The 23,842-nt window shown below is 51.6% G+C and carries 22 protein-coding genes; 14 read left to right on the top strand and 8 right to left on the bottom strand.

The genetic code is table 11. The features are described 5' to 3' along the window. Nucleotides 1–253 precede the first annotated feature (253 nt). The 4 genes from ACO0LN_RS05875 (at nt 254) to ACO0LN_RS05890 (ending at nt 5,086) form a co-directional block, all read left to right on the top strand. Nucleotides 254–1,870 (top strand): ABC transporter ATP-binding protein, encoded by a 1,617-nt coding sequence (locus ACO0LN_RS05875; RefSeq protein WP_422971842.1) that lies wholly within the window; start codon nt 254–256, stop codon nt 1,868–1,870. Further along, nucleotides 1,863–2,930, top strand: coding sequence for an ABC transporter permease (locus ACO0LN_RS05880; protein WP_422971844.1), 1,068 nt, complete (start codon nt 1,863–1,865; stop codon nt 2,928–2,930). The genes ACO0LN_RS05875 and ACO0LN_RS05880 overlap by 8 nt, the downstream gene beginning before the upstream one ends. 6 nt (nt 2,931–2,936) lie before the next feature. Continuing rightward, nucleotides 2,937–3,857 (top strand): ABC transporter permease, encoded by a 921-nt coding sequence (locus ACO0LN_RS05885; protein WP_422971846.1) that lies wholly within the window; start codon nt 2,937–2,939, stop codon nt 3,855–3,857. A gap of 71 nt (nt 3,858–3,928) precedes the next feature. Continuing rightward, on the top strand, nt 3,929–5,086 hold the full coding sequence (locus ACO0LN_RS05890) for a BMP family ABC transporter substrate-binding protein (protein ID WP_422971848.1): 1,158 nt from the start codon (nt 3,929–3,931) through the stop codon (nt 5,084–5,086). Nucleotides 5,087–5,293: 207 nt separating this feature from the next. On the opposite strand, the gene ACO0LN_RS05895 is transcribed toward ACO0LN_RS05890, so the two are convergent. Next, nucleotides 5,294–6,220, bottom strand: a complete 927-nt coding sequence (locus tag ACO0LN_RS05895; RefSeq protein ID WP_422954408.1) for a LysR family transcriptional regulator — start codon at nt 6,218–6,220, stop codon at nt 5,294–5,296. Beyond that, nucleotides 6,217–7,008, bottom strand: coding sequence for a class II glutamine amidotransferase (locus ACO0LN_RS05900; protein WP_422954407.1), 792 nt, complete (start codon nt 7,006–7,008; stop codon nt 6,217–6,219). The genes ACO0LN_RS05895 and ACO0LN_RS05900 overlap by 4 nt, the downstream gene beginning before the upstream one ends. Before the next feature lie 89 nt (nt 7,009–7,097). On the opposite strand from ACO0LN_RS05900, the gene ACO0LN_RS05905 reads away from it, so the two are divergent. Next, nucleotides 7,098–7,394: a YciI family protein gene (locus tag ACO0LN_RS05905; protein WP_422971850.1), complete on the top strand. Its 297-nt coding sequence runs from the start codon at nt 7,098–7,100 to the stop codon at nt 7,392–7,394. Nucleotides 7,395–7,555: 161 nt separating this feature from the next. After that, nucleotides 7,556–7,891: a hypothetical protein gene (locus ACO0LN_RS05910; protein WP_422971852.1), complete on the top strand. Its 336-nt coding sequence runs from the start codon at nt 7,556–7,558 to the stop codon at nt 7,889–7,891. 35 nt (nt 7,892–7,926) lie between these two features. Here the strand turns inward: ACO0LN_RS05910 and ACO0LN_RS05915 are convergent, their stop codons facing one another. Further along, nucleotides 7,927–8,643: an ArsR/SmtB family transcription factor gene (locus ACO0LN_RS05915; RefSeq protein WP_422971854.1), complete on the bottom strand. Its 717-nt coding sequence runs from the start codon at nt 8,641–8,643 to the stop codon at nt 7,927–7,929. 87 nt (nt 8,644–8,730) lie between these two features. On the opposite strand from ACO0LN_RS05915, the gene ACO0LN_RS05920 reads away from it, so the two are divergent. The 3 genes from ACO0LN_RS05920 to ACO0LN_RS05930 are packed head-to-tail and all read left to right on the top strand — an operon-like array spanning nt 8,731 to nt 11,004. Next, entirely contained in the window at nt 8,731–9,936 is a 1,206-nt protein-coding gene (locus ACO0LN_RS05920) for a cytochrome P450 (RefSeq protein WP_422971856.1), read from the top strand. Further along, complete coding sequence (locus ACO0LN_RS05925) at nt 9,933–10,277, top strand: antibiotic biosynthesis monooxygenase family protein (RefSeq protein ID WP_422971858.1); 345 nt, start codon at nt 9,933–9,935, stop codon at nt 10,275–10,277. The genes ACO0LN_RS05920 and ACO0LN_RS05925 overlap by 4 nt, the downstream gene beginning before the upstream one ends. Next, on the top strand, nt 10,270–11,004 hold the full coding sequence (locus tag ACO0LN_RS05930; RefSeq protein WP_422971860.1) for a DUF6058 family natural product biosynthesis protein: 735 nt from the start codon (nt 10,270–10,272) through the stop codon (nt 11,002–11,004). The genes ACO0LN_RS05925 and ACO0LN_RS05930 overlap by 8 nt, the downstream gene beginning before the upstream one ends. 78 nt (nt 11,005–11,082) lie before the next feature. Here ACO0LN_RS05930 and mnmE read toward each other — a convergent pair whose 3' ends face one another. From mnmE to rpmH, 5 genes are all read right to left on the bottom strand, one after another. Continuing rightward, nucleotides 11,083–12,489, bottom strand: coding sequence for a tRNA uridine-5-carboxymethylaminomethyl(34) synthesis GTPase MnmE (mnmE, locus tag ACO0LN_RS05935; protein WP_422971862.1), 1,407 nt, complete (start codon nt 12,487–12,489; stop codon nt 11,083–11,085). A gap of 291 nt (nt 12,490–12,780) precedes the next feature. Continuing rightward, nucleotides 12,781–14,445, bottom strand: coding sequence for a membrane protein insertase YidC (yidC, locus tag ACO0LN_RS05940; RefSeq protein WP_422971864.1), 1,665 nt, complete (start codon nt 14,443–14,445; stop codon nt 12,781–12,783). A 9-nt stretch (nt 14,446–14,454) separates the two neighbouring features. Next, nucleotides 14,455–14,751 (bottom strand): membrane protein insertion efficiency factor YidD, encoded by a 297-nt coding sequence (gene yidD / locus ACO0LN_RS05945; RefSeq protein ID WP_162061697.1) that lies wholly within the window; start codon nt 14,749–14,751, stop codon nt 14,455–14,457. Between the two features lie 20 nt (nt 14,752–14,771). After that, a complete protein-coding gene (rnpA, locus tag ACO0LN_RS05950; protein WP_162061698.1) occupies nt 14,772–15,206 on the bottom strand; it encodes a ribonuclease P protein component in 435 nt (144 codons plus the stop codon). 39 nt (nt 15,207–15,245) lie between these two features. Beyond that, nucleotides 15,246–15,380, bottom strand: coding sequence for a 50S ribosomal protein L34 (rpmH, locus tag ACO0LN_RS05955; RefSeq protein ID WP_061535510.1), 135 nt, complete (start codon nt 15,378–15,380; stop codon nt 15,246–15,248). A 479-nt stretch (nt 15,381–15,859) separates the two neighbouring features. Here rpmH and dnaA point away from each other — a divergent pair, with 479 nt between their 5' ends. From dnaA to ACO0LN_RS05980, 5 genes are all read left to right on the top strand, one after another. After that, nucleotides 15,860–17,254: a chromosomal replication initiator protein DnaA gene (dnaA, locus tag ACO0LN_RS05960; protein WP_422954397.1), complete on the top strand. Its 1,395-nt coding sequence runs from the start codon at nt 15,860–15,862 to the stop codon at nt 17,252–17,254. A gap of 582 nt (nt 17,255–17,836) precedes the next feature. Next, nucleotides 17,837–18,943: a DNA polymerase III subunit beta gene (gene dnaN / locus ACO0LN_RS05965; RefSeq protein ID WP_110254682.1), complete on the top strand. Its 1,107-nt coding sequence runs from the start codon at nt 17,837–17,839 to the stop codon at nt 18,941–18,943. Nucleotides 18,944–19,205: 262 nt separating this feature from the next. Next, entirely contained in the window at nt 19,206–21,701 is a 2,496-nt protein-coding gene (gyrB, locus tag ACO0LN_RS05970) for a DNA topoisomerase (ATP-hydrolyzing) subunit B (protein ID WP_422971867.1), read from the top strand. 47 nt (nt 21,702–21,748) lie between these two features. Then, complete coding sequence (locus ACO0LN_RS05975; protein WP_422971869.1) at nt 21,749–23,083, top strand: DNA cytosine methyltransferase; 1,335 nt, start codon at nt 21,749–21,751, stop codon at nt 23,081–23,083. A gap of 48 nt (nt 23,084–23,131) precedes the next feature. Beyond that, on the top strand, nt 23,132–23,752 hold the full coding sequence (locus tag ACO0LN_RS05980) for a hypothetical protein (RefSeq protein ID WP_422971871.1): 621 nt from the start codon (nt 23,132–23,134) through the stop codon (nt 23,750–23,752). Nucleotides 23,753–23,842 lie beyond the last annotated feature (90 nt).

Here is a 23,842-nt window from a genome sequence, read left to right on the forward strand (position 1 = left end):
GCAAGCGCGCACTCATTTTTATCTGATGCTGGAAAACAACGCAAAACAGTCACATGAAAAATTTAAATGATTTCTTCCAATTTGATATCGGGCAAACAAATTCCACCTTGTACTAAATGACAGATAGATTTTGAAATTGTGCGCTGCCGCCACTTATAATGTCTGGCGTATGTTCGCCATGTTGTTGCCGTGATGTACAGCAACAGGCTTACTCCCTACTCTAGAATCTTGAATACCGGATGGAAAGGTCAACGTGACTTCTGCTGATGCGCCCATAGTACACAGGCTGGAACTTACCGATATCTGTAAACGCTATCCGGCGGTGGTTGCCAATGATGGTGTCAATCTGCAGGTGGCACCGGGTGAAATCCACGCGGTGCTGGGTGAAAATGGTGCCGGCAAATCGACGCTGATGAAAATCATCTTTGGTGCCGTCAAGCCAGATTCAGGCACGGTGCGCTGGAATGGCCAGGAAGTCAGGGTAGCGACACCACAGGATGCGCGCAAGCTGGGCATCGCCATGGTGTTCCAGCATTTTTCTCTATTTGATACCCTGACGGTCACCGAGAACATCGCCCTAGGTCTGGACCAGCATGTCAATATGCTGGAGCTGGCCGAGCAAATCGCCCAGACCGGTGAAAACTATGGCCTGGAGCTGGAACCACACCGCCATGTACATACCTTGTCAGTTGGTGAAAGGCAGCGCGTGGAAATTGTGCGCGCCCTGCTGACCAAACCGCAATTGCTGATACTTGATGAGCCAACCTCGGTACTGACGCCGCAAGCCGTACAAAAACTGTTTGTCACCCTGCGCAAGATTGCTGCTGAGGGTTGCAGCATCCTGTATATCAGCCACAAGCTTGATGAAATCCGTGAGCTTTGCCACAGCGCCACCGTCATGCGTGCAGGCAAAGTCACAGGCCATTGCGACCCGGCGCAGGAAACTGCCGCCAGTTTGTCACGTATGATGATAGGTGAAGACTTACCTCCATGTGCCCATACAGAGCCCGTCACCCTGGGTGAGTCGCGCTTGCGCATCAGGCAATTGAGCCTGCCCAAGGCACATGCGTTTGCCACTGCACTCGAAGACATACATCTGGAATTATTTGGTGGCGAAATTGTTGGCATCGCTGGTGTATCCGGCAATGGCCAGCAAGAACTGCTGGCTGCATTATCTGGGGAAGACAGACGTGCAGCACCACAGATGATAGAACTCAAAGGCAAGCCAGTAGGCAACCGTGGCCCTGAGAGCAGGCGCAAGCTGGGCCAGAGCCTGGTGCCGGAAGAACGCCTGGGCCGCGGCGCAGTACCCGAGATGAGCCTGACTGCCAATATGCTGTTGTCGCACCAGCACGCGCCTTTCGTCAGCAAGGGCATGATCAATTTTCGCCATACGATACAGGCAGCGGCAGATATCATCGCCCGCTTCCGCGTCAAGGCTGGTGGGCCTGCAGCACTGGCGCGCAGCCTGTCGGGTGGCAATCTGCAAAAGTTTATTGTGGGTCGTGAGATTACCCGTCAGCCTGATGTCTTCATCGTCGCCCAGCCAACCTGGGGGGTGGATGTGGGTGCTGCAGCGCAAATCCATGATGAGATACGCAAGCTCAAGCAGGCGGGTTGCGCGGTGCTGGTGATTTCGGAAGAACTCGATGAATTGTTTGAATTATGTGACCGCATGCATGTGATCGCTAAAGGCCGTTTGTCGCCATCAATAGCAACTGCCAGCGCGACCAGGGAAAAGATAGGATTGTGGATGAGCGGTTTGTGGGAAGAATGGACAACGGCAGAAACTGTGTCCCTCGGTAAAACCGGTGGCGGTGGCAGCCGCAAAAAGAAACCATACATCAACGAGCGGGGTGAGCATGCTTAAGCTGGAATTGCGCGCCGCCAGCTCGCGCAGCATGGCCTACCTTTCTCCTGTGCTGGCCTTGCTGCTGACAATCTTTTTGGGTGCCCTGTTATTCATGGCACTGGGCAAAAACCCTTTGACTGGTCTGCAGGTATTTTTGATAGAGCCGATACGCAGCAAGACTGCCATCGCCGAATTATTATTGAAGACCACGCCGCTGGTCTTGTGCGCGCTGGGGCTGTCGGTCTGCTATCGCGCCAATGTCTGGAACATCGGTGCCGAGGGACAGTTGATCGCCGGCGGCCTGGCTGCGGGCAGCACCATCTTGTTTTTTGATACCGGCACGCCAGGTTTGTCGGGCGGCATGGTCTTGTTGCTGGCAACTTGCGCGGGGGTGGTTGGAGGCGCCTTGTGGGCATCCGTCACTGCCTTGCTGCGTGATCGCTTCAATGCCAATGAGATACTGGTGTCGCTGATGCTGACCTATATCGCGCAATTGCTGCTGATGTATGCCGTCAATGGTCCGCTGAAAGACCCACATGGCATGAACTTCCCGCAGTCCAAGGTGTTTTCCAGCGATTATCTGTTGCCACATCTGTTCTCGGGCAGCCGCCTGCATATAGGCTTTATCGTCATGCTGGTCGCCAGTGGTTTGATGGCAGTGTTTGTGTATCGCAGCTTTGCTGGTTACCGCTTGACGGTAGGCGGACTGGCACCGCTGGCAGCGCGTTATGCAGGCTTCTCCAGCCGCCGTGCCTTGTGGACATCCTTATTGATATCTGGCGGTTTCGCTGGCATGGCGGGTGCGTTTGAAGTGGCCGGGCCCATAGGCCAGGTCTTGCCGTCCATCTCGCCCGGTTATGGTTTTGCTGCCATCATCGTCGCTTTCATTGGTCGTCTCAACCCAATAGGCACCATCTTTGGCGGCCTGGTGCTGTCGCTGTTTTACCTCGGTGGTGAGATGGCGCAATCACGTCTGGGCCTGCCTTCTGCCATCACTGGCCTGTTCCAGGGCATGCTGCTGTTTTTGCTGCTGGCTTGCGACACCCTGATCAATTACCGCCTGCGCTGGCAGAAATAAACAATCATGGAAAATTTTGCTGCCCTGATCGCCGCCTCCATCAACTCTGGCACACCCTTACTGATCGCCGCTTTGGGTTTGCTGATCAATGAACGTGCAGGCGTGCTCAATCTTGGTGCCGAGGGCATGATGCTGGTGGCTGCCATCACCGGTTTCGCCGTGGCTCACCAGACCCATATGCCCTGGCTGGGTTTTGTTGCCGGTGCTGTTGCCGGCATGTTGATGGCCACCCTGTTTGCCTGGCTGGCACTGGTACTGGCAACCAACCAGGTAGCAACTGGCTTGGCCCTGTCCATCTTTGGTACCGGCCTGTCGGCCTTCATAGGGCAGTCATTTGTTGGCCAGTCTTTGCCTGCCGGGCCACATGGCGTCGCCTTTTTATCGGACATCCCCTTCCTCGGCAAAGCTTTTTTTGACCAGCACCTGGCCGTGTATTTTGGCCTTTTACTGTGTGCGGGCATCATCTGGTTCCTGCAACGCAGCCGCGCTGGCCTGGTCTTGAAGGCGGTCGGGGAATCACCAGAATCTGCCCATGCACTGGGTTACCCCGTGCGCAAGATACGATATCTGGCGCTGCTGTTCAGCGGAGCCTGCTGCGGTATCGCTGGTGCTTACCTGTCTGTCGTGTATACACCGATGTGGGTGGAAGGCCTGGTCGCCGGGCGTGGCTGGATCGCACTGGCGCTGACGACTTTTGCCACCTGGCGTCCGGCACGGGTCTTGCTGGGTGCTTTACTGTTTGGCAGCGTGACGATCTTGCAGTTCCATTTCCAGGCGATAGGCATTGCCATCCCCTCGGAAATTTTATCCATGCTGCCCTATTTGGCAACGATTATCGTGCTGGTGCTGATCTCGCGTAACCCTGACTGGATACGCCTGAACATGCCAGCCTCCCTGGGCAAGCCTTTCCGCCCGGGGTCTGCTTAAGTATTGATAGAGATGTCATTTGCTGTGCGTTTTTTTGATTACAACTGAAAATCAGACGAAGGAAGCTACCCATGAAAATTACCCGCAGAAAAACCCTGGCAGCCGCGCTGTCCCTGGCTATTGTCGGTCTTGCTGGTTGTGGCCAGAAAGAAGAAAACAAATCCGCCAGCGCCAGCGCAGCAGCGCCTGCACCAGCCAGCACCGCTGCCGCACCCGCTGCGGCAGAACCGCTGAAAGTCGCTTTCGTCTATGTAGGCCCGGTCGGTGATGCAGGCTGGACTTATGCCCACGATGCAGGCCGCAAGGCAGTGGAAGCCAAGTTTGGCGACAAGGTGAAAACCAGCTTCGTTGAAAGCATTCCTGAAAGTGCTGCCGATGCAGAACGCGTCTTCCGCGACCTGGCAACGCAGGGTAACAAAGTCATCTTCGGCACCACCTTCGGTTACATGGAAGCCATGCTCAAAGTCGCCAAGGATTTTCCCGATGTGAAGTTTGAACACGCCACCGGCTATAAAACTGCTGAAAATCTCGCGCAATATGATGTGCGTACTTATGAAGGCGCCTACCTCGCCGGTATCGCTGCAGGCAAGATGAGCAAGTCTGGCAAGCTGGGCGTGGTTGCCTCCCTGCCTATTCCTGAAGTGCTGCGAAATATCAACTCCTTCACTCTCGGAGCGCGCTCTGTGAATCCCAAGGCAACCACCAAGGTAGTCTGGGTCAACAAATGGTTTGACCCAGGCAAGGAGCGCGAAGCCGCCACCACCCTGATAGGCCAGGGCGTCGATGTACTCATGCAAAACACGGACTCTGCCGCCGTCGTGCAAACCGCCGAAGAAAAAGGCGCATATGCCTTTGGCTGGGACAGCGACATGAGCAAGTTCGGCGCCAAAGCTCACCTGGCAGCATCCGTCATCGACTGGGGCGTGTATTACACCAAGCGCGTCGATGAAGTGCTCAACAAAACATGGAAATCAGACACCACCTGGTGGGGCCTGAAAGAAAACATGATAGACCTCAAAGCCTTCAACGCCAGCCTGTCAGACGAAGTCAAGAAACTCATCGCCGACAAACGCCAGGGCGTCATCGATGGCACAGGCCCGATCTGGAAAGGTCCAATCAAGGACAATACTGGTAAGGAGCAGTTGGGCAAGGATGTCGTGGCCGATGACAAATTCCTGCATGACATCAAGTTTTATGTCGAGGGTGTTGAAGGGAAAGTGCCGGGTTGATGTAGGGAAAACCTTTAGCGTACGCTATGTTTTAGTTCCCTCCCTTTCAAGGGGAGGGTTAGGGTGGGGATGGTTTTCGGTTAATTAACCTATAATCAAATTGTCAGGGAACCCCATCCCCATCCCAACCTTCCCCTTGAAGGGGAAGGAGTTACTTTAATCCCACTTTGCCGGGCTAAGGTTCATCAACCAAGCTACGCGAGTGCTTTACACCATCACCTTAGCCGAAGCCTCCGCCACTATCCTTCGTAACCATTGCACTTCCGCCGCCGCATGCGCGCGTTCATGCCAGAGCATGAAGAACTTCATCTTGGGTACGGTAATCGGCATGGGCAAGACTTCTATCGGCCAGTCTCTGGCGCATTGCACGGCAAAGCTACGGCTGGTGGTGAAGATCAGATCGGTGCGTGAGAGTACGTAAGGGACCATGCCGAAGTAAGGAATGGTCATCTGTATCTTGCGTTTCAGGCCCTGCTCTGCCAGTGCGCTATCGATGATGCTGCGGTGGCCCATCATGTAGGGTGTTGGGGCCAGGTGAGCCATTTCCAGATAATATTTAATCGACAGACCCTTGCTGACTACCGGGTGTTTACGGTTGACCATGCACACCACTTCATCTTCAAACAATTGCGCCAGATGCAGGTGTGGTGGCAGGTCTGGCCAGTTGCCGATGACGCAATCGAGTTCGCCACTTTCGAGACCGGCGGCATAATCAAAACCGGCATTCAGGGCATGTACGGTCAGGCCAGCATTGGGAGCTTGTTCGCGCAGTTTTTCAATAATGAGTGGGATCAGCAGAGCGCTCAGGTAATCCGGTGCACCTAGCTGAAAAATGCGCTGGCTTGAGGCAGGCATGAAAGCCGGTGCCGGGCTGGCTATGCTCTCCAGCACGTTCAAACCCTGACGTGCCAGCAGCAAGAGTTCTTCACCACGCTCGGTCGCGGTCATGCCATTCTTGCCGCGTACCAGGATGGCGTCGCCCGTGATTTCGCGCAGGCGTTTCAGCATATTGCTGATGGCGGGTTGCGATTGCCCCAGCTTCATCGCGGTGCGAGTGACGCTGCGCTCGGTCAGCAGGGTATGCAGGACACGCAAGAGATTGGTGTCGAGCTGGTCCATCAAACGCTGGTTCATGCTGCGGCCTTCGGCATTGTCAAAGGCAAGACATCACCATCAATAAACACCAGCATCTGGCCAGATTCACATTGCGTCCAGCTTTCATTCGTGGTCAGGGGCTCGGTGACGATGATGGCGACCTTGTCAGCAGGAGTGGTGACTTGAGAAAAATCCACGGCCACGTCTTCATCCGTCAATGCTGCGGTCCTGAAAGGATGCTGGCGTACGATGTAGTACAGCTTGGTGGAACAATGGGTGAACAGCGCTTCGCCATTAGAGAGCATCATGTTGAAGGTGCCATAAGTCGCAATCTCTGCAGTGATCTCATGCATGAATAGCGCCAGTTGTTGCACCGATGGCAATTGCTCACCAAAATGACGGCGCATGCGTTGTAGCAAATAACAGAATGCCCGCTCACTGTCAGTATTGCCAACCGGCTGGAAACTGCCATCCAGCACAGGTGCAAATTCCTTCAAATCGCCATTATGGGCAAAAACCCAGTAACGCCCCCAGCATTCACGCACAAAGGGGTGACAGTTTTCCAGGCTGACCTGGCCCTGGGTCGCCTTGCGTATGTGGGCGATGACGTTCTTGGATTTGATGGGATAGCGCTTGATGAGCTCAGCCACGGGTGATTCCACGGCTGACTGGTGATCGACAAACAGGCGTACGCCGCTGCCCTCAAAGAAAGCGATACCCCAGCCGTCCTTGTGCTCGTCCGTCAAACCGCCGCGTGTTGCAAACCCGGTAAAACTGAAGACAATATCAGTCGGGGTATTGCAGTTCATTCCTAGTAATTGACACATGATGCATATAGTGAAAACAGTTTGCACATACCTTACCATAGGCAAACCCGCTTATTATTCCCATCTTTATAAGATTTTGAAGTTTGCTTATGTTATTTGTTGTCAGATTTACCGACAAAACAACGATGCGCCATGTCCGCGCCGACTATATGGCTGCTCACATAGACTGGCTGGCAGCGCGTCAGGCACAAATCAAGGTGGCCGGCTCATTGCGCCATGATGCCAATGACTACCCCATAGGTGCTTTATGGATCATCGAAGCCAAAGACCGGGCGGAAGTGGAAAACCTGTGGCGAACTGACCCTTTCTGGCTTCACGGTATGCGTGAAAGTGTGGAAATTTTGCACTGGTCCAAGGCATTTCCAGAGGCGATGGTGGCAATTTGAGGCAGTCTTCAGGGGGCTTTTACTATTTTGATAGCAAGTTGGCAGTGAGCTCACAACATGCCCGTGGTAAATGTTTTACATTTTCACCGTGGACTAAGTTGATATTGAAGCCGATAATAAACTGTGAGACCTGATCTCAGGTGAATAAAGGATGGATAATCATGCAAAGCTTCAGCACTGACGCCTTGTTACTGGCAGTACCTGAATTAAAAGATGTTGCGCCCAAACACTACCCTGATTTGGTGCTACTGGCTGCGCAGAAAACATTCAAGACACGCAAGCCATTCTGGCGTGAATTCCTGACAGGCTTGACAATGTTTGCGGCAGTTTATCTGTCTAACCGTATCGCTGCACCAGACTCGATATGGATTAGCTGCGTGCTGACTGCTGGCCTGGGCCTGGTTTCCATGTTTGCGATAGACTTGGTGTACTTCCGCAAGTTAAAGCCTGCGATCATAGACCGTCTTGCCAAGATCAAGCTTGGTGTAAAAGAGTAAGCCAGGCTGCGGTCTCAGGCTTCAGGCCTTAAGTTTCAGGTTTTTATGGCAAACACTTTTAGAAATTCACGTTTGCCCTTGCTGGTCAGTGCCAGTGCCCGGCTATCAAGATCGCGTTCCAGCCAGGCGCGGTTCAGCAGCAAGTTCAATAAAGCCGCACCCAAAGCGCCACCCAGATGCGGTGTGCGCTCACTCCAGTCCAGGCAGGAGCAGGCAAAACGCCTCCTTGCCTTGCGGGTAGCAGCAATATCAAGCCCCAATTCTTCCAGTCCCTTGCTGCCCGCTGTTGTCAATTCATAAGCGGTTTCTTCGCCTTCTACTGGCCTGATCCAGGCTTGCTGCATCAGGTAATCATGCACTCCCACTGCCACCTCACCCGCCATATGGTCATAGCAAGTGCGCGCTTTGCGCAGCCGGTCTGGTGTATTCGGTACAAAGCGTGACTTGGGCAAACCGGCGATCAGCAACAAAGATTCCAGTGCAATCGCCACTTCATTACTGGCAAGCTGGTAATAGCGGTGCTTGCCCTGCGCCACCACATTCACCAGATGCTGTTCCAGCAATTTGCTCAAGTGCACACTGGCAGTGGAGGGGCTGACCTCGGCCACGGCAGCCAGCTCGGTACTGGTACGGGCGCGCCCGTCCATCAGGCTGCACAGCATGCGCGAGCGCGCAGGCTCGGCAATGGCCCCGGCCAGCTTGGCTAACTGGGTATCGGCGTATTCTATATGGGTGGAATTTTCTGCATTCATAGTTTGATGGTAAGCGAATTGTTAAATGCAAACAAGTCCTATACTGCATTTCATTACTTAGCCACCAAACTTAGCATTAAGCCTGCCATGACACAGCCAATCACAATACTGAATGCCGCTTGCCACCCAAACCCATACCCGTATTACGCCAGCCTGCGTGCAGGGCAAGCGCTGGTTTTTGATACCGAACTTAAATGCTGGATTGCCAGTCGGGCCGCTATAGTGCAACAAGTGCTGGAATCCCCCGCTTGCGCCGTCAGGCCGGTGACAGAACCCGTGCCGCGCAATATTGCCGGTGGCACAGCGGGAGAAATATTTTCATATCTGGTACGCATGAATGAAGGCCAGGCACATGCGGTGCCCAAGCAAGTCATACAAAGTTCACTGCGCAAGCTGGACTTGTCTGGCATCGCTGCATATACACAGCAGCATGCTGCTCTACTTACGAGCAAATATGATGTAAAGGCAGGAAATGGGCTGACGCATTATCTGTTCGATTTGCCCATTCATGTCATGGGCAATGTATTGGGATTTGAAGAAAATACTTTGCCTGCTCTGGCAAACTGGATGGCAGATTTCGTGCGCTGCCTTTCTCCCTTGAGTACTGCAGAACAAATTGATGCGGCACATGTGGCGGCCAAGGCTTTGCAAGACAGTTTCCGCCAACTGCTGCAAGAGAGTCAGGCGAAACCGCATGGATTTTTGGCAGGCCTGCAAAGCGAAGCTGAGCTATGTGGCTGGCAGCATGCTGACGGTATCTTGTTCAACCTCATAGGCTTGCTGTCGCAAACTTATGAAGCGACTGCCGGTCTCGCTGGCAATAGTCTCACGGCATGGCAAGCACACCCCAATTTGCTGCAAGACTTGCGCGCAGATCCCGCTGCCTTACCAGCAAAATTATCTGAACTGGTAGCCGAAGTCGCCCGCCATGATGCATCTGTACAAAACACCAGACGCTTCGTCACTCAGGCTTGCGAAATCAGCGGTCAGGCTTTGCAAGCGGGCGATGTCATCGTCGTCTTGCTGGCTGCTGCCAATCGCGATGCAGCAGTCAATCCTGATCCTGATACCTTGCAACTGAGCAGGCCAGACAGAAAAGTCTTCACCTTTGGCCACGGTCGCCACGCCTGCCCTGGCCAGCACATTGCAGAACAAATCACAGGCAATTGCTTGCATCACTTGCTGAATATGCCTGCATTTGATTTCTCTGCACTGCGCTGGACTTACCGGCCTTCACTGAATGGTCGTATCCCTGTATTCACACACAATATACAAAACCAGGAGAACACATGATTGCCGTAATTTTTGAAGTCATCCCGCATGCAGAAAACAATCAGGAATACCTCGATATCGCAGCAGGGCTTGCACCTTTACTCAGAGAGATGGATGGCTTTATTTCCATAGAACGTTTCCAGAGCTTGATTGATCCCGGCAAGATTTTGTCCCTGTCTTTCTGGCGTGATGAAGCGGCAGTCGCCAACTGGCGCAATACCGAAGAGCACCGGGCAGCGCAGTCGCAAGGGCGTGACCATGTCTTTGCAGGCTATCGTCTGCGCATCGCATCGGTAGTGCGCGACTATGGTTTGCTGGAACGTGAACAGGCACCGGCAGACAGCCGCCAGGTGCATGGCTAATCAAACTCATCAGGAACTCACCATGTCAGCGCTTGATCTTTACCTGAAAAAACACTACCTGAACAAAGTACAGTTTGCTGCAGACTGCCTATGCACAGAGGCCGATATTGATGCACTGATACAGGCTCAGTTATTGGCTGCACCATCCTATGTCGTCACTGACGATGCAAAAATCCACTCTGCTGTTTTTGGTGAGATGGATGCAGTCAATACCAGCGCTGGCGCTTATTTTCATCCGGCCAATGTAAGCTGGTATACGCTGGCATTACAGCTTATCGACGAGCATGGATTAAAAGCCGCGCCAGCTATCCTGAAAGAGAATTTCATCAGAGAATTCATCGCTGCACTAACCGAGATGCATCACAGCACATGGCGTCTGGATGATTGTTTTACTGCCGACGACCAGCCTATAGTTTCTGGCCTCATGCAACGCGCAGAATTTTCGTGGCAGCATTTTTTGCTGGGTACTTTTGGTCTCTGTGTCGCCCATCCTGTTTCTATCTCAGTGATAGTGCGCAAAGAAATACTGCAGGAAAAACTCGCCCATCTTAGCGACAATGGCAACAAGGAAAATTTCTCTCCAGTCGAAGCAAAAGCATTGCTGCCTGTTGTTGATGCTTTTGCAGAAGCCGCGATGTGGTTTTCACCGGCAGAATATCCACGTTGCAGCCGCAAACGGCTGGTGGATGATTTACGGCCACACCTGCTTGCCGCAATCGCTGCGTAATTAATAAAGTGGACCATTCTTAATGCAAAATTGACTTCAACATAGTGAAGTCAATTTCTCTCTTCAAGCTGAAAAATTTTATTTGCCGATACAAAAGCGCGAGAAAATCACACCCAGCAAATCGTCAGACGTAAATTCACCCGTAATGCTGTTCAAGCGGTCTTGTGTCAGACGCAGTTCTTCGGCAAACAAATCCAGCGACTGGTCATTTTGCGCTGCATACTCTGCCGCGTTTTGCAGATGCTCATGCGCATGCTTGAGGGCGATCAAATGGCGTTCGCGCGCCAGGTAAAGCGATTCACCGGTCTGCTCCCAACCGGCGATACGCAGCAATTCCTTGCGTAGCAAATCTATGCCTATGTGTTCATGTGCTGACAGATAAATATGCGTCGCATCTGACATTTCATCGACACTGGCATGGTGGCCGGACAAATCTATTTTGTTCCAGATGCGTATGACCGGCACGCCATCCGGGAAGCGGGCAACGATGGCATCGTCAGCACGCGTAGGGCCACGGCTGGCATCGAGCAGGTGCAGGATGACATCGGCTTTTTCCACTTCTGCCCAGGTGCGTTCTATACCTATACGTTCTACCGTATCAATCGCATTGGCGACCTGGCCTTCTTCGGGTTCGTCATGCTCGTGGCGTATGCCGGCAGTGTCGATGATATTGAGGGGGATACCTTCAATGTGAATCGTCTCGGTCACCTTGTCGCGGGTAGTGCCAGCGATAGGCGTGACGATGGCAACGTCGTCACCAGCCAGCACATTCAGCAAAGATGATTTGCCTACATTGGGCTGGCCTGCGAGCACCACATTCAAACCAGCGCGCAACAAGGCACCCTGGGCCGCCTGCTCAAACACTTTTTGCAGGGCCGCCTGTATGGTCGCCAACTGGCCACGGGCATTCGATTTTTCGAGGAAGTCGATTTCTTCTTCCGGAAAATCCAGCGTCGCCTCCACCAGCATGCGCAAGTGCACGACTTTTTCTACCAGTGCATGAATGACTTTGGAAAAAGCACCAGACAGCGATTGCGATGCCGATTTGGCTGCCGCCTCGGTCGATGCCTCGATCAGATCAGACACGGCTTCAGCCTGCGCCAGGTCCAGCTTGTCATTCAAAAAGGCGCGCTGGGTGAATTCACCTGGTTCTGCCAGCCGCAAACCTGCATCCTTACCTGCCTCAAGACAGCGTGACAACAGCATTTGCATGACGACCGGGCCGCCATGGCCTTGCAGTTCCAGCACATCTTCACCGGTATAAGAATGCGGCGCCTTGAAATAAATCGCGATGCCCTGGTCGATTACCGTGCCATCCGCCTGGGTAAACGGCAGGTAACTGGCATGCCGCGGCTTGAATTGGGTAGTGCCAAACAAGGCAGTGACGACAGGTGCAAGGTCCTTGCCGGAAATGCGCACTACACCTATGCCACCACGTCCGGGGGCGGTGGCAATGGCAGCGATGGGAATGGGTTCGTAGATCATGTTGAAATTCTATCTGTGCTTGCACTCTATGGGTGCAAATTAGTCTGTGGGTTTGTGACGGAAATGCGACAGGGTTAATGCCTACACGAGCAGATCGTAGGTTGGGCTACGTTTTACCAGCCCAACACTCGGCGCTTAAATAACGTATACCTTCGTGCTCCTGCCTAACGAGGCCCGGCCCAACCTACGATTTAAAACGCAAATGCGCCCTAGGTTTTGCTTAACAAATCACATCATAAAAAAAGCCCGCAAGCAAACTTGCGGGCTTTCTCATTTGCTCAATCTTGACGCTTAAGCCTTATGCTCTGGCGGTATCAATTTATTGTTGATGACCCATTGCTGTGCAATCGACAAGATATTGTTGACTACCCAATACAATACCAGGCCAGACGGGAAGAAGAAGAACATGACCGAGAATGCCAGTGGCATGAACATCATCATCTTCGCCTGCACTGGATCAGCCGGGGCCGGGTTCAGTTTGGTCGTGATGAACATGGAAATTGCATACACCACTGGCAAAATATACCAAGGGTCAGGAGAAGTCAGGTCAGTAATCCAACCCACCCATGGTGCGCCGCGCATTTCCACGCTGGCTTGCAAGACCCAGTACAGCGCCAAAAAGATAGGCATCTGGATCAGGATAGGGAAGCAGCCGCCGAGAGGATTGATCTTCTCGGTTTTGTACAACTCCATCATGGCCTGGTTCATTTTTTGCGGGTCGTTTTTGAAACGCTCACGCACTGCCTGCATTTTTGGTGTCACGACCTTCATTTTTGCCATGCTGCGATAACCGGCAGCCGACAGCGGGAACAAAGCCAATTTGATGGCAATCGTGAAGACCACGATAGTCCAGCCCCAGTTACCCAGCATTTTGTGGATTTGTTCCATGACCCAGAACAGTGGCTTGGCAATCAGTGTCAATACACCATAATCCTTGACCAGTTCAAAGCCTGGGGCAATGGCTTCCAGCTTCGCAGATTCCTGCGGGCCGGAATACAGGTGCGCATTCATGCTGACGGTTGCGCCTGGTGCAACCGTACCCATAGGCAAGACATTACCGACTGCATACAGATTGGTATCGACCTTCTTGGTGAAAATTTCGCGCTTGACCTTGTCTTGCGGAATGAAAGAAGACACAAAGAAATGTTGTAGCATTGCTACCCAGCCATTGTCTGATTCTTTGGCATGGCTATCTGTACCCTTGGCAATTTTTTCAAAATCCAGTTTCTGGAATTTTTCTGCTTCTGTATATACAGCTGGTGCATAGAATTCACCGCTGCCAGAGAACATGCCGCCACTTTCAGGCTTGGTGCCGTCATGCAGCAACTGCAAATACAAAGAAGGTTTGATTGCCGCTGTACCAGTGTTAGTCACATCATGGCGAACATCGATCAGGTATTCGCCTTTTTTGAAGGTATAAGTCTTGGTCAGCTTGACGCCGCCTTGCTCAGCTTCCAGCACCAGTTGTACCTGGTTACCACCTTCCAGGGTACGAACGCCTGGTTTGGCGATGAAGCCAGATTTGTGGTTAGGGAAAGGGCCACCCAGCAAACCAGTCTGCGCCAGATAAGTACGTTTGGTCGAGTTATCGAACAAAACCATGTTTTTTGTATGGTCTGTGCCATCTTTATGCTTCAGCAATTCCAGCTTTTTGAGCTCACCACCGATGGTATCAATATCTGCCTTGATGACATCAGTAGTAATGGTGATGGTTTCGCTCTTGATGACAGGGGCAGCATCTGTACCCGCTGTTGCCGTAGCACCAGCCACAGCACTGGCGCTACCCGCTGTGCTTGATGCACTGGCAGACGCGTTGGCAGATGCAGAAGCACTGGCCACTTTCGGTGGTGGCGGGGCAAAGATAGACGGCTTGCCGCTATACACGCCCCAACCATTCCAGAGCATGATCAGCGCGAAAGAGAAAATTACCCACAGGACGGTACGTTTGATATCCATTTGTGTATGTCAGGAAAGGGGAGAAGAATGTCCATTGTGCTTGCCATCATGGCAGCACTGGGCAGATGTGGGGGTGGTTTGCGATTTTTCACTAGCGGGCGGCACGTTATCCACGCCACCGGGATGCCAGGGATGGCATTTGCACAAGCGTTTGCCTGCCAGCAAGCTACCCTTGGCAGCACCGTGTATTTTGATAGCCTCTGCCGCATATTCAGAGCAACTCGGATAAAAACGACAGTTCTGCCCCAACATAGGACTAATTGCCAGTTTATAAAATCTGAGCAACAGGAGCAGCAGGGTTTTCATCTTAAATGCCCTAAGTTCGCTTATGTACTACTTGCAGGTGGCTTATGACTAACAGGCGCGCAAGCCGGTGCCGCAAACAGACGCAAGATTTCCGCCCTGAGCTCACGCTTGAGCTGGGCGGTCGTCGCCGGCCCCGCCTTGCTGTTAACAGGGCGGGACAGCCGCACGATGCAATCCACATTCAACAAGGCTGAATGGCGAAATATCTCGCGAGTGACACGCTTGATCGTATTGCGCGTCACGGCACGTGGCGCAAAACGCTTGGCGGCCACCACACCCAGACGGGCATGCGGCAAATCATTGGTTCTGGTATAAAGCACAAAATGCGCCGTCTTTTGCACGGGGCGCAAACGAAAAACGGATGAAAACTCATCCGTTTTAACGATGCGCCTGACGCGGGCAAAATCTGCGCCGCCTGCACCTGCCTGAACTGGCTCAGTTATATTATTGATCATGCGAATTCAGCAAGGCTGCGCAGATCAACGAACTGATAATCAAGCTGCCAGGCGTTTACGGCCTTTGGCGCGACGTGCGTTCAAAACAGCGCGGCCACCGCGGGTTGCCATGCGTGCGCGGAAACCGTGAGTGCGCTTGCGGCGAACGACGGAAGGTTGGTAAGTACGTTTCATGTTGGTCTCGCTAATTGAGCAATAAAAAAAATCGGAATTACGGATAAAGGCTGTCTTGGGTGCGACTTCGGCTTGCACATTTTCGTCAGGCCTTTCGCCTTTACTGCCCCAAAACCGCTGCTCATGGTGTTGCGCATCAATCCATCAAAAAACCGATAATTAAAGCCGCACCAATAAAAGAGGGGTAGGGAACCCTGAATTAGACACCATTTTTGCTTTGCGTGTCAATCACTTAGCGCAAAAATTAATCAGCCAGGGCACACCTATTGGTGCAATGCAAAGAATAAATTTAAACCCAAACCTGTGGATAACTCGGTCAAGCGGGGTTAAAATAGCGGATTAGCGCGGCACCGTTTTATGTCTTTCAGACAACTTACCAAGCGATAGGGCTACCAGCCTCTTAGTAATTCTTACTAAATATCGCCAGGGTAGAATTTAATTCGGCACCGCGCATTTGCATTTAATAATTAAAGTCATACATGGAAAATTTCTGGCAGGCCTGTTCTTCCCAACTTGAGCAAGAGCTTCCACCACAGCAATATAGCGCCTGGATCAAACCGCTAGTACCGCTTGACTTTGAAAACGGCAAGCTGCGTATCGCTGCGCCCAACCGTTTCAAACTCGACTGGGTCAAAGCCCAGTTCGCCAACCGCATCACCGACCTGGCTAATCAGTACTGGGATGAAGATGTCGAAGTTCAGTTCGTGCTTGACCCGCGTGGTAACAGAAAAACTGCTCCCGCAGCAGCGGCCGCACCACGCCCGCAAGGTTTGAATGCCGACCTCGATGCCCAGGGCAGCGTGCCAGAAATGATGTCTGAACCCGCCGCGCCAGAAGTATCCCCACGCCGCGAGCAAAGCCGTATCAATTCCGACCTGACTTTTGACAGCTTCGTTACAGGTAAGGCCAACCAACTGGCGCGCGCTGCTGCCATCCAGGTGGCGAATAACCCAGGCGTATCGTACAACCCATTATTCCTGTACGGCGGTGTTGGCCTCGGTAAAACGCATTTGATCCACGCCATTGGTAACCAGATTCTGGTTGATAACCCGAACGCCAAGATACGCTACATCCACGCTGAACAATATGTACGCGACGTAGTGACCGCTTACCAGCGCAAGGGCTTTGATGAATTCAAGCGTTATTACCATTCGCTGGATTTATTGCTGATCGATGATATTCAATTCTTTGGCGGCAAGAGCCGCACCCAAGAAGAATTCTTTTACGCCTTTGAAGCCCTGATCGCCGCCAAGAAGCAGATCATCATCACCAGTGATACTTACCCCAAAGAAATTACCGGCATGGATGACCGCCTGATTTCGCGCTTTGACTCTGGCCTGACAGTCGCCATTGAGCCGCCAGAGCTGGAAATGCGCGTGGCGATTCTGCTCAAGAAAGCCCATTCAGAAGGCGTCAATATTTCTGACGATGTTGCCTTCTTCGTCGCCAAGCATTTGCGCTCCAACGTGCGTGAGCTTGAAGGTGCATTGCGCAAGATTTTGGCTTACTCCCGCTTCCATGGTAAAGAAATCACCATCGACGTGGTCAAAGAAGCCCTGAAGGATTTGCTGTCGGTACAGAACCGCCAGATATCCGTAGAGAACATACAGAAGACAGTCGCCGACTTTTTCAACATCAAAGTCGCCGACATGTATTCAAAAAAACGTCCGGCCAATATCGCCAGACCGCGCCAGATTGCGATGTACCTGGCCAAGGAATTGACCCAAAAGAGCCTGCCAGAAATCGGCGAACTCTTCGGCGGCCGCGACCACACCACGGTCTTGCACGCAGTACGCAAGATCACCGCAGACCGCACTAAAAACCCTGAATGCAATCATGAGCTGCACGTATTAGAGCAAACGCTCAAGGGTTGATGGGCTGGATGTTGTAGGATGTGCAATTGGCATGGATTTGTGCCCAGTTGCAGGTAAGAAATGTTGTAGGGTGCGCCATGCGCACCACAGCAGTAAAGTCAGCTAAAACGGTGCGCACGGCGCACCCTACGGGTTGGCAAGGGTTTTGCTCTGGAATCAACGATATGCGTAAATAATGAAATACGTCGAATACGCGAAATCGTATTAACGTCATCCCAGCGAAGGCTGGGATCCATCTGCGCAAAAGCCGTTGCATAGAACGACATAGAAATTGGCAATATGATGTAACTCCTTCCCCTTCAAGGGGGAGGCTGGGATGGGGATGGGTTTCTATCGTAATTTGATCGAAGATTGATCAACCGAAACCCATCCCCACCCTAACCCTCCCCTTGAAAGGGAGGGAATGAAAAATTTGTAGGGTGCGCCTGCGCACCAAAGTAGCAAAAGCCCTGAAGGTGCGCACGGCGCACCCTACGAGGCAGCAAGCATGACAGTAGCAAATAGATGAAGTAGTAAAAAAAAGAAGCAAGGAAGCAAGCTAGCTTACTCCGATCCTTTAAACAAAATAGTGAGGATATTCAAATGCAATTGGTTAAAACCCACCGGGACACCCTGCTCCGGCCTTTGCAAATTGTGAGTGGTATTGTCGAGCGTCGGCATACATTGCCGATTCTGGCCAATATCCTCATTCGCAAAGACGGTGAACAGGTGTCGTTCCTATCGACCGACATAGAAGTGCAGATCACGACCAAAGCAGCCATTGGTTCTGGCGGCGACAGCATTGCTACGACAGTTGCAGCCCGCAAATTGCTGGATATTTTGCGCGCCCTGCCAGATGACAATGATGTGGTCCTCAAGCTTGAAAACAAAAAGATGAGCGTGCAGTCAGGCAAGTCACGCTTCTCTTTGCAAACCCTGGCGGCAGAAGAATTCCCTACCGTAGCCCAGGCCGAGCATTTCAATGCCAGCGTCAACCTGCCACAAAAAACCCTGAAGCACCTGTTCAACATGGTGCATTTCTCGATGGCGCAACAAGACATTCGTTATTACCTGAATGGCTTGCTGCTGGTCGTTGATGGCAAGAACGTCATTGCCGTCGCAACTGATGGTCACCGCCTAGCGTTTTGCCAGGTCGAAGTCGAACAAGAGTTCCCGCGTCATGAAGTCATCATCCCGCGCAAGACCATCATAGAGATGCAGCGCCTGCTGGAAGACAAAGAAGACCCGGTACAGATCGACATCGCCAACAACCAGGTCAAACTGACTTTTGCCGATATCGAACTGATTTCCAAACTCGTTGAAGGCAAGTTCCCTGACTTTAACCGCGTCATCCCAAAAGGCTATAAAAACAGCTTCACCTTGGGCCGTGAGCAATTGCTGCGTTCATTGCAGCGTGCCGCGATCATGACGTCAGACAAGTTCAAGGGCGTGCGTTGCGTCATCACCCCTGGCCTCATGCAGATACTATCGACCAATGCCGACCAGGAAGAAGCGATAGAAGAAATCGAAATCGACTACGGTGGCGACAGCGTAGATATCGGCTTCAACGTCAGCTATCTGCTGGATGTATTGAATAACCTCAAATGTGACCAGATATCGGTGTCTTTGGGCGACTCCAATTCATCCGCACTGATCACTATCCCCGACAACACCGACTTTAAATATGTCGTCATGCCGATGCGGATATAGTCCAGCGCAAACCTGAGCTTATTCCCTCCCCTTCAAGGGGAGGGTTAGGGTGGGGATGGGTTTCGGTTGATTAACAATGCAAACAAATTGCGTGGGAACCCCATCCCCATCCCAGCCTTCCCCAAGGTTCAATAAAATTCGAGGGAAGGAGCTTGGTAAATTCAAATCCTAGCGTCTTGTAAGTCCCTAGTTTTTTGCAGTTCGTTTTTGAACAAGCAGTAATCCAGAAGTGAAACAGTTGTAAATATTTCAGAAGGTAGCCATGTCCGATAACACCCAAGACAACACTCCAGCCCAGCCCAATCAATACGGCGCGTCCTCAATCCAGATTCTGGAAGGCCTGGAAGCCGTGCGGAAACGCCCCGGCATGTACATCGGTGACACCTCGGACGGCACCGGTCTGCATCACCTGGTCTTTGAAGTGCTGGATAACTCGATTGATGAATCCCTGGCTGGTCACTGTACCGAGATCAATGTCACTATCCATAGCGACAACTCCATCTCCATCACCGACAATGGCCGCGGCATCCCTACCGGCATCAAATGGGATGACAAGCACGACCCAAAACGCAGCGCCGCAGAAATCGTCATGACCGAGCTGCACGCTGGTGGCAAGTTCGATCAAAACTCATACAAAGTATCCGGCGGTCTGCATGGCGTGGGTGTGTCCTGCGTGAATGGCCTGTCCAAGTTGCTGAAGCTGACTATCCGCCGCGATGGCAAAATGTATGCGATGGAATTTGTCCGTGGCGTACCGCAAAACCGCGAACTCGAAACCGTTGATGGCATTGTTACATCCCCCATCAAAGTCCTGGGTGACACCGACAAGCGCGGCACTGAAGTCCACTTCTGGGCCGATGAAGAAATCTTTACCCATGTTGAATTCCATTATGAAATCCTGGCCAAGCGCATACGCGAATTGTCCTTCCTGAATAATGGCGTACGCATCAAGCTCAACGACCACCGCACCGGCAAAGAAGAATTGTTTGCCTTTGAAGGCGGCACTCGTGGCTTTGTTGAATACATCAACAAAAACAAAAGCATACTCAACCCGACGATATTCCAGGCCACAGGCGAACGCCAGTCTGACCAGAACACCACCATCACTGTTGACGTCTCCATGCAATGGAACGACGCCTACAATGAACAGGTATTGTGCTTCACCAATAACATCCCGCAGCGCGACGGTGGCACCCACCTGACCGGCCTGCGTGCCGCGATGACACGCGTCATCAACAAGTATATTGAAGAACACGAATACGCCAAGAAAGCCAAGGTAGAAGTCACCGGCGACGACATGCGCGAAGGTTTGACCTGCGTCTTGTCTGTCAAAGTGCCAGAACCAAAGTTCAGCTCGCAGACCAAAGACAAACTCGTCTCCAGCGAAGTGCGCGGCCCGGTAGAAGAAATCGTCGCCAAGACCCTGTCTGACTTTTTGCAAGAACGACCAAACGACGCCAAGATCATTTGCGGCAAAATCGTCGAGGCATCCCGCGCCCGTGAAGCAGCCCGCAAAGCCCGCGAACTGACGCGCCGTAAAGGCGTCATGGACGGCTTGGGCCTCTCATCCAAACTGGCAGATTGCCAGGAAAAAGACCCCGCCCTGTGCGAACTGTACATCGTCGAAGGTGACTCTGCGGGTGGATCAGCCAAGCAAGGCCGCGACCGCAAGTTCCAGGCCATCTTGCCACTGCGCGGTAAAGTCCTCAACGTAGAAAAAGCCCGCTTTGAAAAAATGCTGTCCAGTGAGCAGATCACCACCCTGATCGCCACCCTGGGCACCAGCATAGGCCCCGACGAATTCAATGCCGACAAACTGCGCTACCACCGCATCATCATCATGACCGATGCTGACGTCGACGGCGCCCACATCCGCACCCTGCTGCTGACCCTGTTCTATCGCCAAATGCCACAACTGGTAGAACGCGGCCACATCTACATCGCCCAGCCACCACTCTACAAAGTCAAGGCAGGCCGCGATGAACGCTACCTCAAAGATGATGCAGAAGAAGCCACCTACATGATGACCGTGGCCCTGACTGGCGCGTCCCTCACACCAGGCACAGGAGCAGCACCTATCACTGGCGAAGCCCTGGGCGAACTGGTACGCCAGTACAACCTGGCCAACGCCATCATGATGCGCCTGACCCGCGTCATCGACCGCGCCGCCCTCACCGCCATCATGACCGGTGTGACGCTCAAACTGGATAACGCAGAAAACGCAGAAGCATCCGCCATCGCCCTGACCGCCGCCATCGGCGACAATGCGGTAAAAGCGGTAGTACGCAGCGACGAACTCTCAGGCGCATTCAGCCTGCGCATAGAACGCCTGTACCACGGCAACATCAAGGTCAGCAGCATCGACGCCGACTTTGTCGATGGTGCCGATTACCAGGTACTGGAAAACGCCGCGACTACCTTCAAGGGTCTGCTCACAGAAGGCGCCTTCATCCGCCGCGGCGAAGGCGAAAAAGCCAAGGAAATCGCCGTCCACGACTTCCACCAGGCCATGCTATGGCTGCGCGACGAAGCCGAACGCGGCGTCAGCAAACAACGCTATAAAGGTCTGGGCGAAATGAACCCAAGCCAACTCTGGGAAACCACCATGGACCCCACAGTCCGCCGCCTGCTCAAAGTACAGATCGAAGACGCAATTGCCGCCGACCAGATATTCACGACACTGATGGGCGACGACGTAGAACCACGCCGGGCATTTATTGAATCGAACGCGTTGAGGGCGGGGAATATTGACGTTTGATTTTTGGTGGCAATAATCAAAATACAAAAATCAATCATGAACAATAAATGAAATACTCTGTTGCTGAATTTTTTTCTGGGTGTGGTGGATTTTCTCGTGGCTTTACTAATTCTGGACGTTTTAATGCAGTCTTAGGAAATGATGTAAAGCCAGAGGCACTCCGCACTTTTGAGTTTAATCATCGACAAGACGATGTGACGCCTAACATTATTCTCGATGACATACGTCAAATTCCTTTTCAGAAAATAGATGATGCGCTATTGGATAGAGGAATTAATCCAGATGATCTGGATTGTTTAATTGGCGGTCCTCCATGCCAAGGATTTTCTCAGTTACGACGTAGCGAAGAATTGGAAAATGGTATCGTTAAATTCAGGGGATACAGCAAACTTGCTGAAGACCCTAGAAATGACTTGGTCCTCAGTTTTCTTGCTGTCGCGGAACATCTTAGACCAAAATTTTTAGTCATAGAGAATGTTCCTCAGATGTTAAATCACGGATTTAATGGCCGATTAGGGCATTTATCGGAAACCGTGATTGAGATGTTGGAAAAAGATCTTGGCTATCAAGTTGAGGTAGGAATATTGACAGCAGCAAATTACGGAGTACCTCAGCTAAGGGAAAGAGCAATATTTATTGCTAGTAGAATAGGCTCAATTAACTTCCCCAAAGCTACACATGCTGACCCACAAACAATTTCGCCTCAAACCCCAGATTTATTGCCTTGGACTACTGTTGCTGATGCAATAAATGATCTTCCTTCGCCGTCAGATGCAAAAGAAATACTTGGTGGCAAGGAACTTGATCAGTATATTCGAGGGAAAGAAAGCACGTTTTCAAGCTTAATGAGGACGTCAAAAACTTTTCCCTTCAATCATATAACGCGTGCATACAAGAGTTCTGTTCTTGATATTATTGCCGAAATGAGGCCAGGTCAAACATGGGCTACAGAAAGTGGTCGCATGAGAGAAAAATATGGCGCTGTGATTAATAGCTATGCAAGGAAAACTGGCCTCAGTGATAAAGTCGCACGTAAAGAACTAGAGCGTCTTGGAATAATCAACCCGTCTTTTTTTAAAGATTATTATTGGAGCGCTTATACAAGGCTTGCTTGGAATTTACCCTCCTTAACAATAACAGCAAATGCCAATTTCTTAGGCTCTGGTAGGTTCACGCACCCAGAAGAGTCGCGTGGTATCACAATGCGCGAAGCAGCAAGACTGCAATCATTTGATGATGACTTTAGATTTATAACCTCAAAAACAGACGACCTGTGCACAGCGCGTATAGGTATTGGAATGGATATGATTGGAGAAGCTGTTCCTCCGCTGCTTGCTCAAGCTATTGCGACCGAAATTGCAGCTAAACTCGACAATCACTAAACTATCATTAGATAAGCCAGACAAACCATCTTTCGAAAGGGCCTATTCGTGCTAGATAATAATGATGTACTTAAATTAGCTCGTAACGCTGTCGAAAAAATGTTTCTTGAAAAAGGAAGAGAATTTACTTTTCCTTTTGACTTAATCTGGCAATACACTGAAGACGAATCACAAATACCGAGTACGGCACGACCGCATCAAGTCAAGCGATTACTTTCGGAAGAGTATATTGAGAAAACAGGGGGTATTACCCGCGCATTATCATCGAAGCGTGCAGGAAGCGCTACACCTGAATATCGCTTTGGAAGAGCTTTACGAGATAAGTTACTCAAATTCATTGTAGTTGAAAATTTACCTACACTCGATGAAACCAATATCTTCCCAATCATTTTTTTGCAAAAAAAAGATTGGGATGACTTTGGGTATCGCACAGCGTACGAGGCTACATTAGCCATATCCCCTCAAAAATCAGTTTCATTAGGCGATATTAAAATCCTAATTGGAAACACTCCATCTGAACAGAGTAAACTTCCTGATACTTTTTTCTCGATGCACAGTCATAAATTTTGTTCGCTCGGTCAGAGTATTGAATACTATAAAAATGTCGCTGCGCTAGATTCAGATATACGTAACCCCCGATGTCAGAATAGTTGTCGCGTCATCCGATAAATAGAAATCATATCGGGGGCGGGAAAAAGAGATCAAGTGAAAAAGTATTCAGAGGAACGGAAAGAGGCGATCCTGAAGAGGATGATGCCG

The sequence above is a fragment of the Undibacterium sp. TC9W genome (assembly GCF_049339865.1).
Classification (GTDB): Bacteria; Pseudomonadota; Gammaproteobacteria; order Burkholderiales; family Burkholderiaceae_D; genus Undibacterium.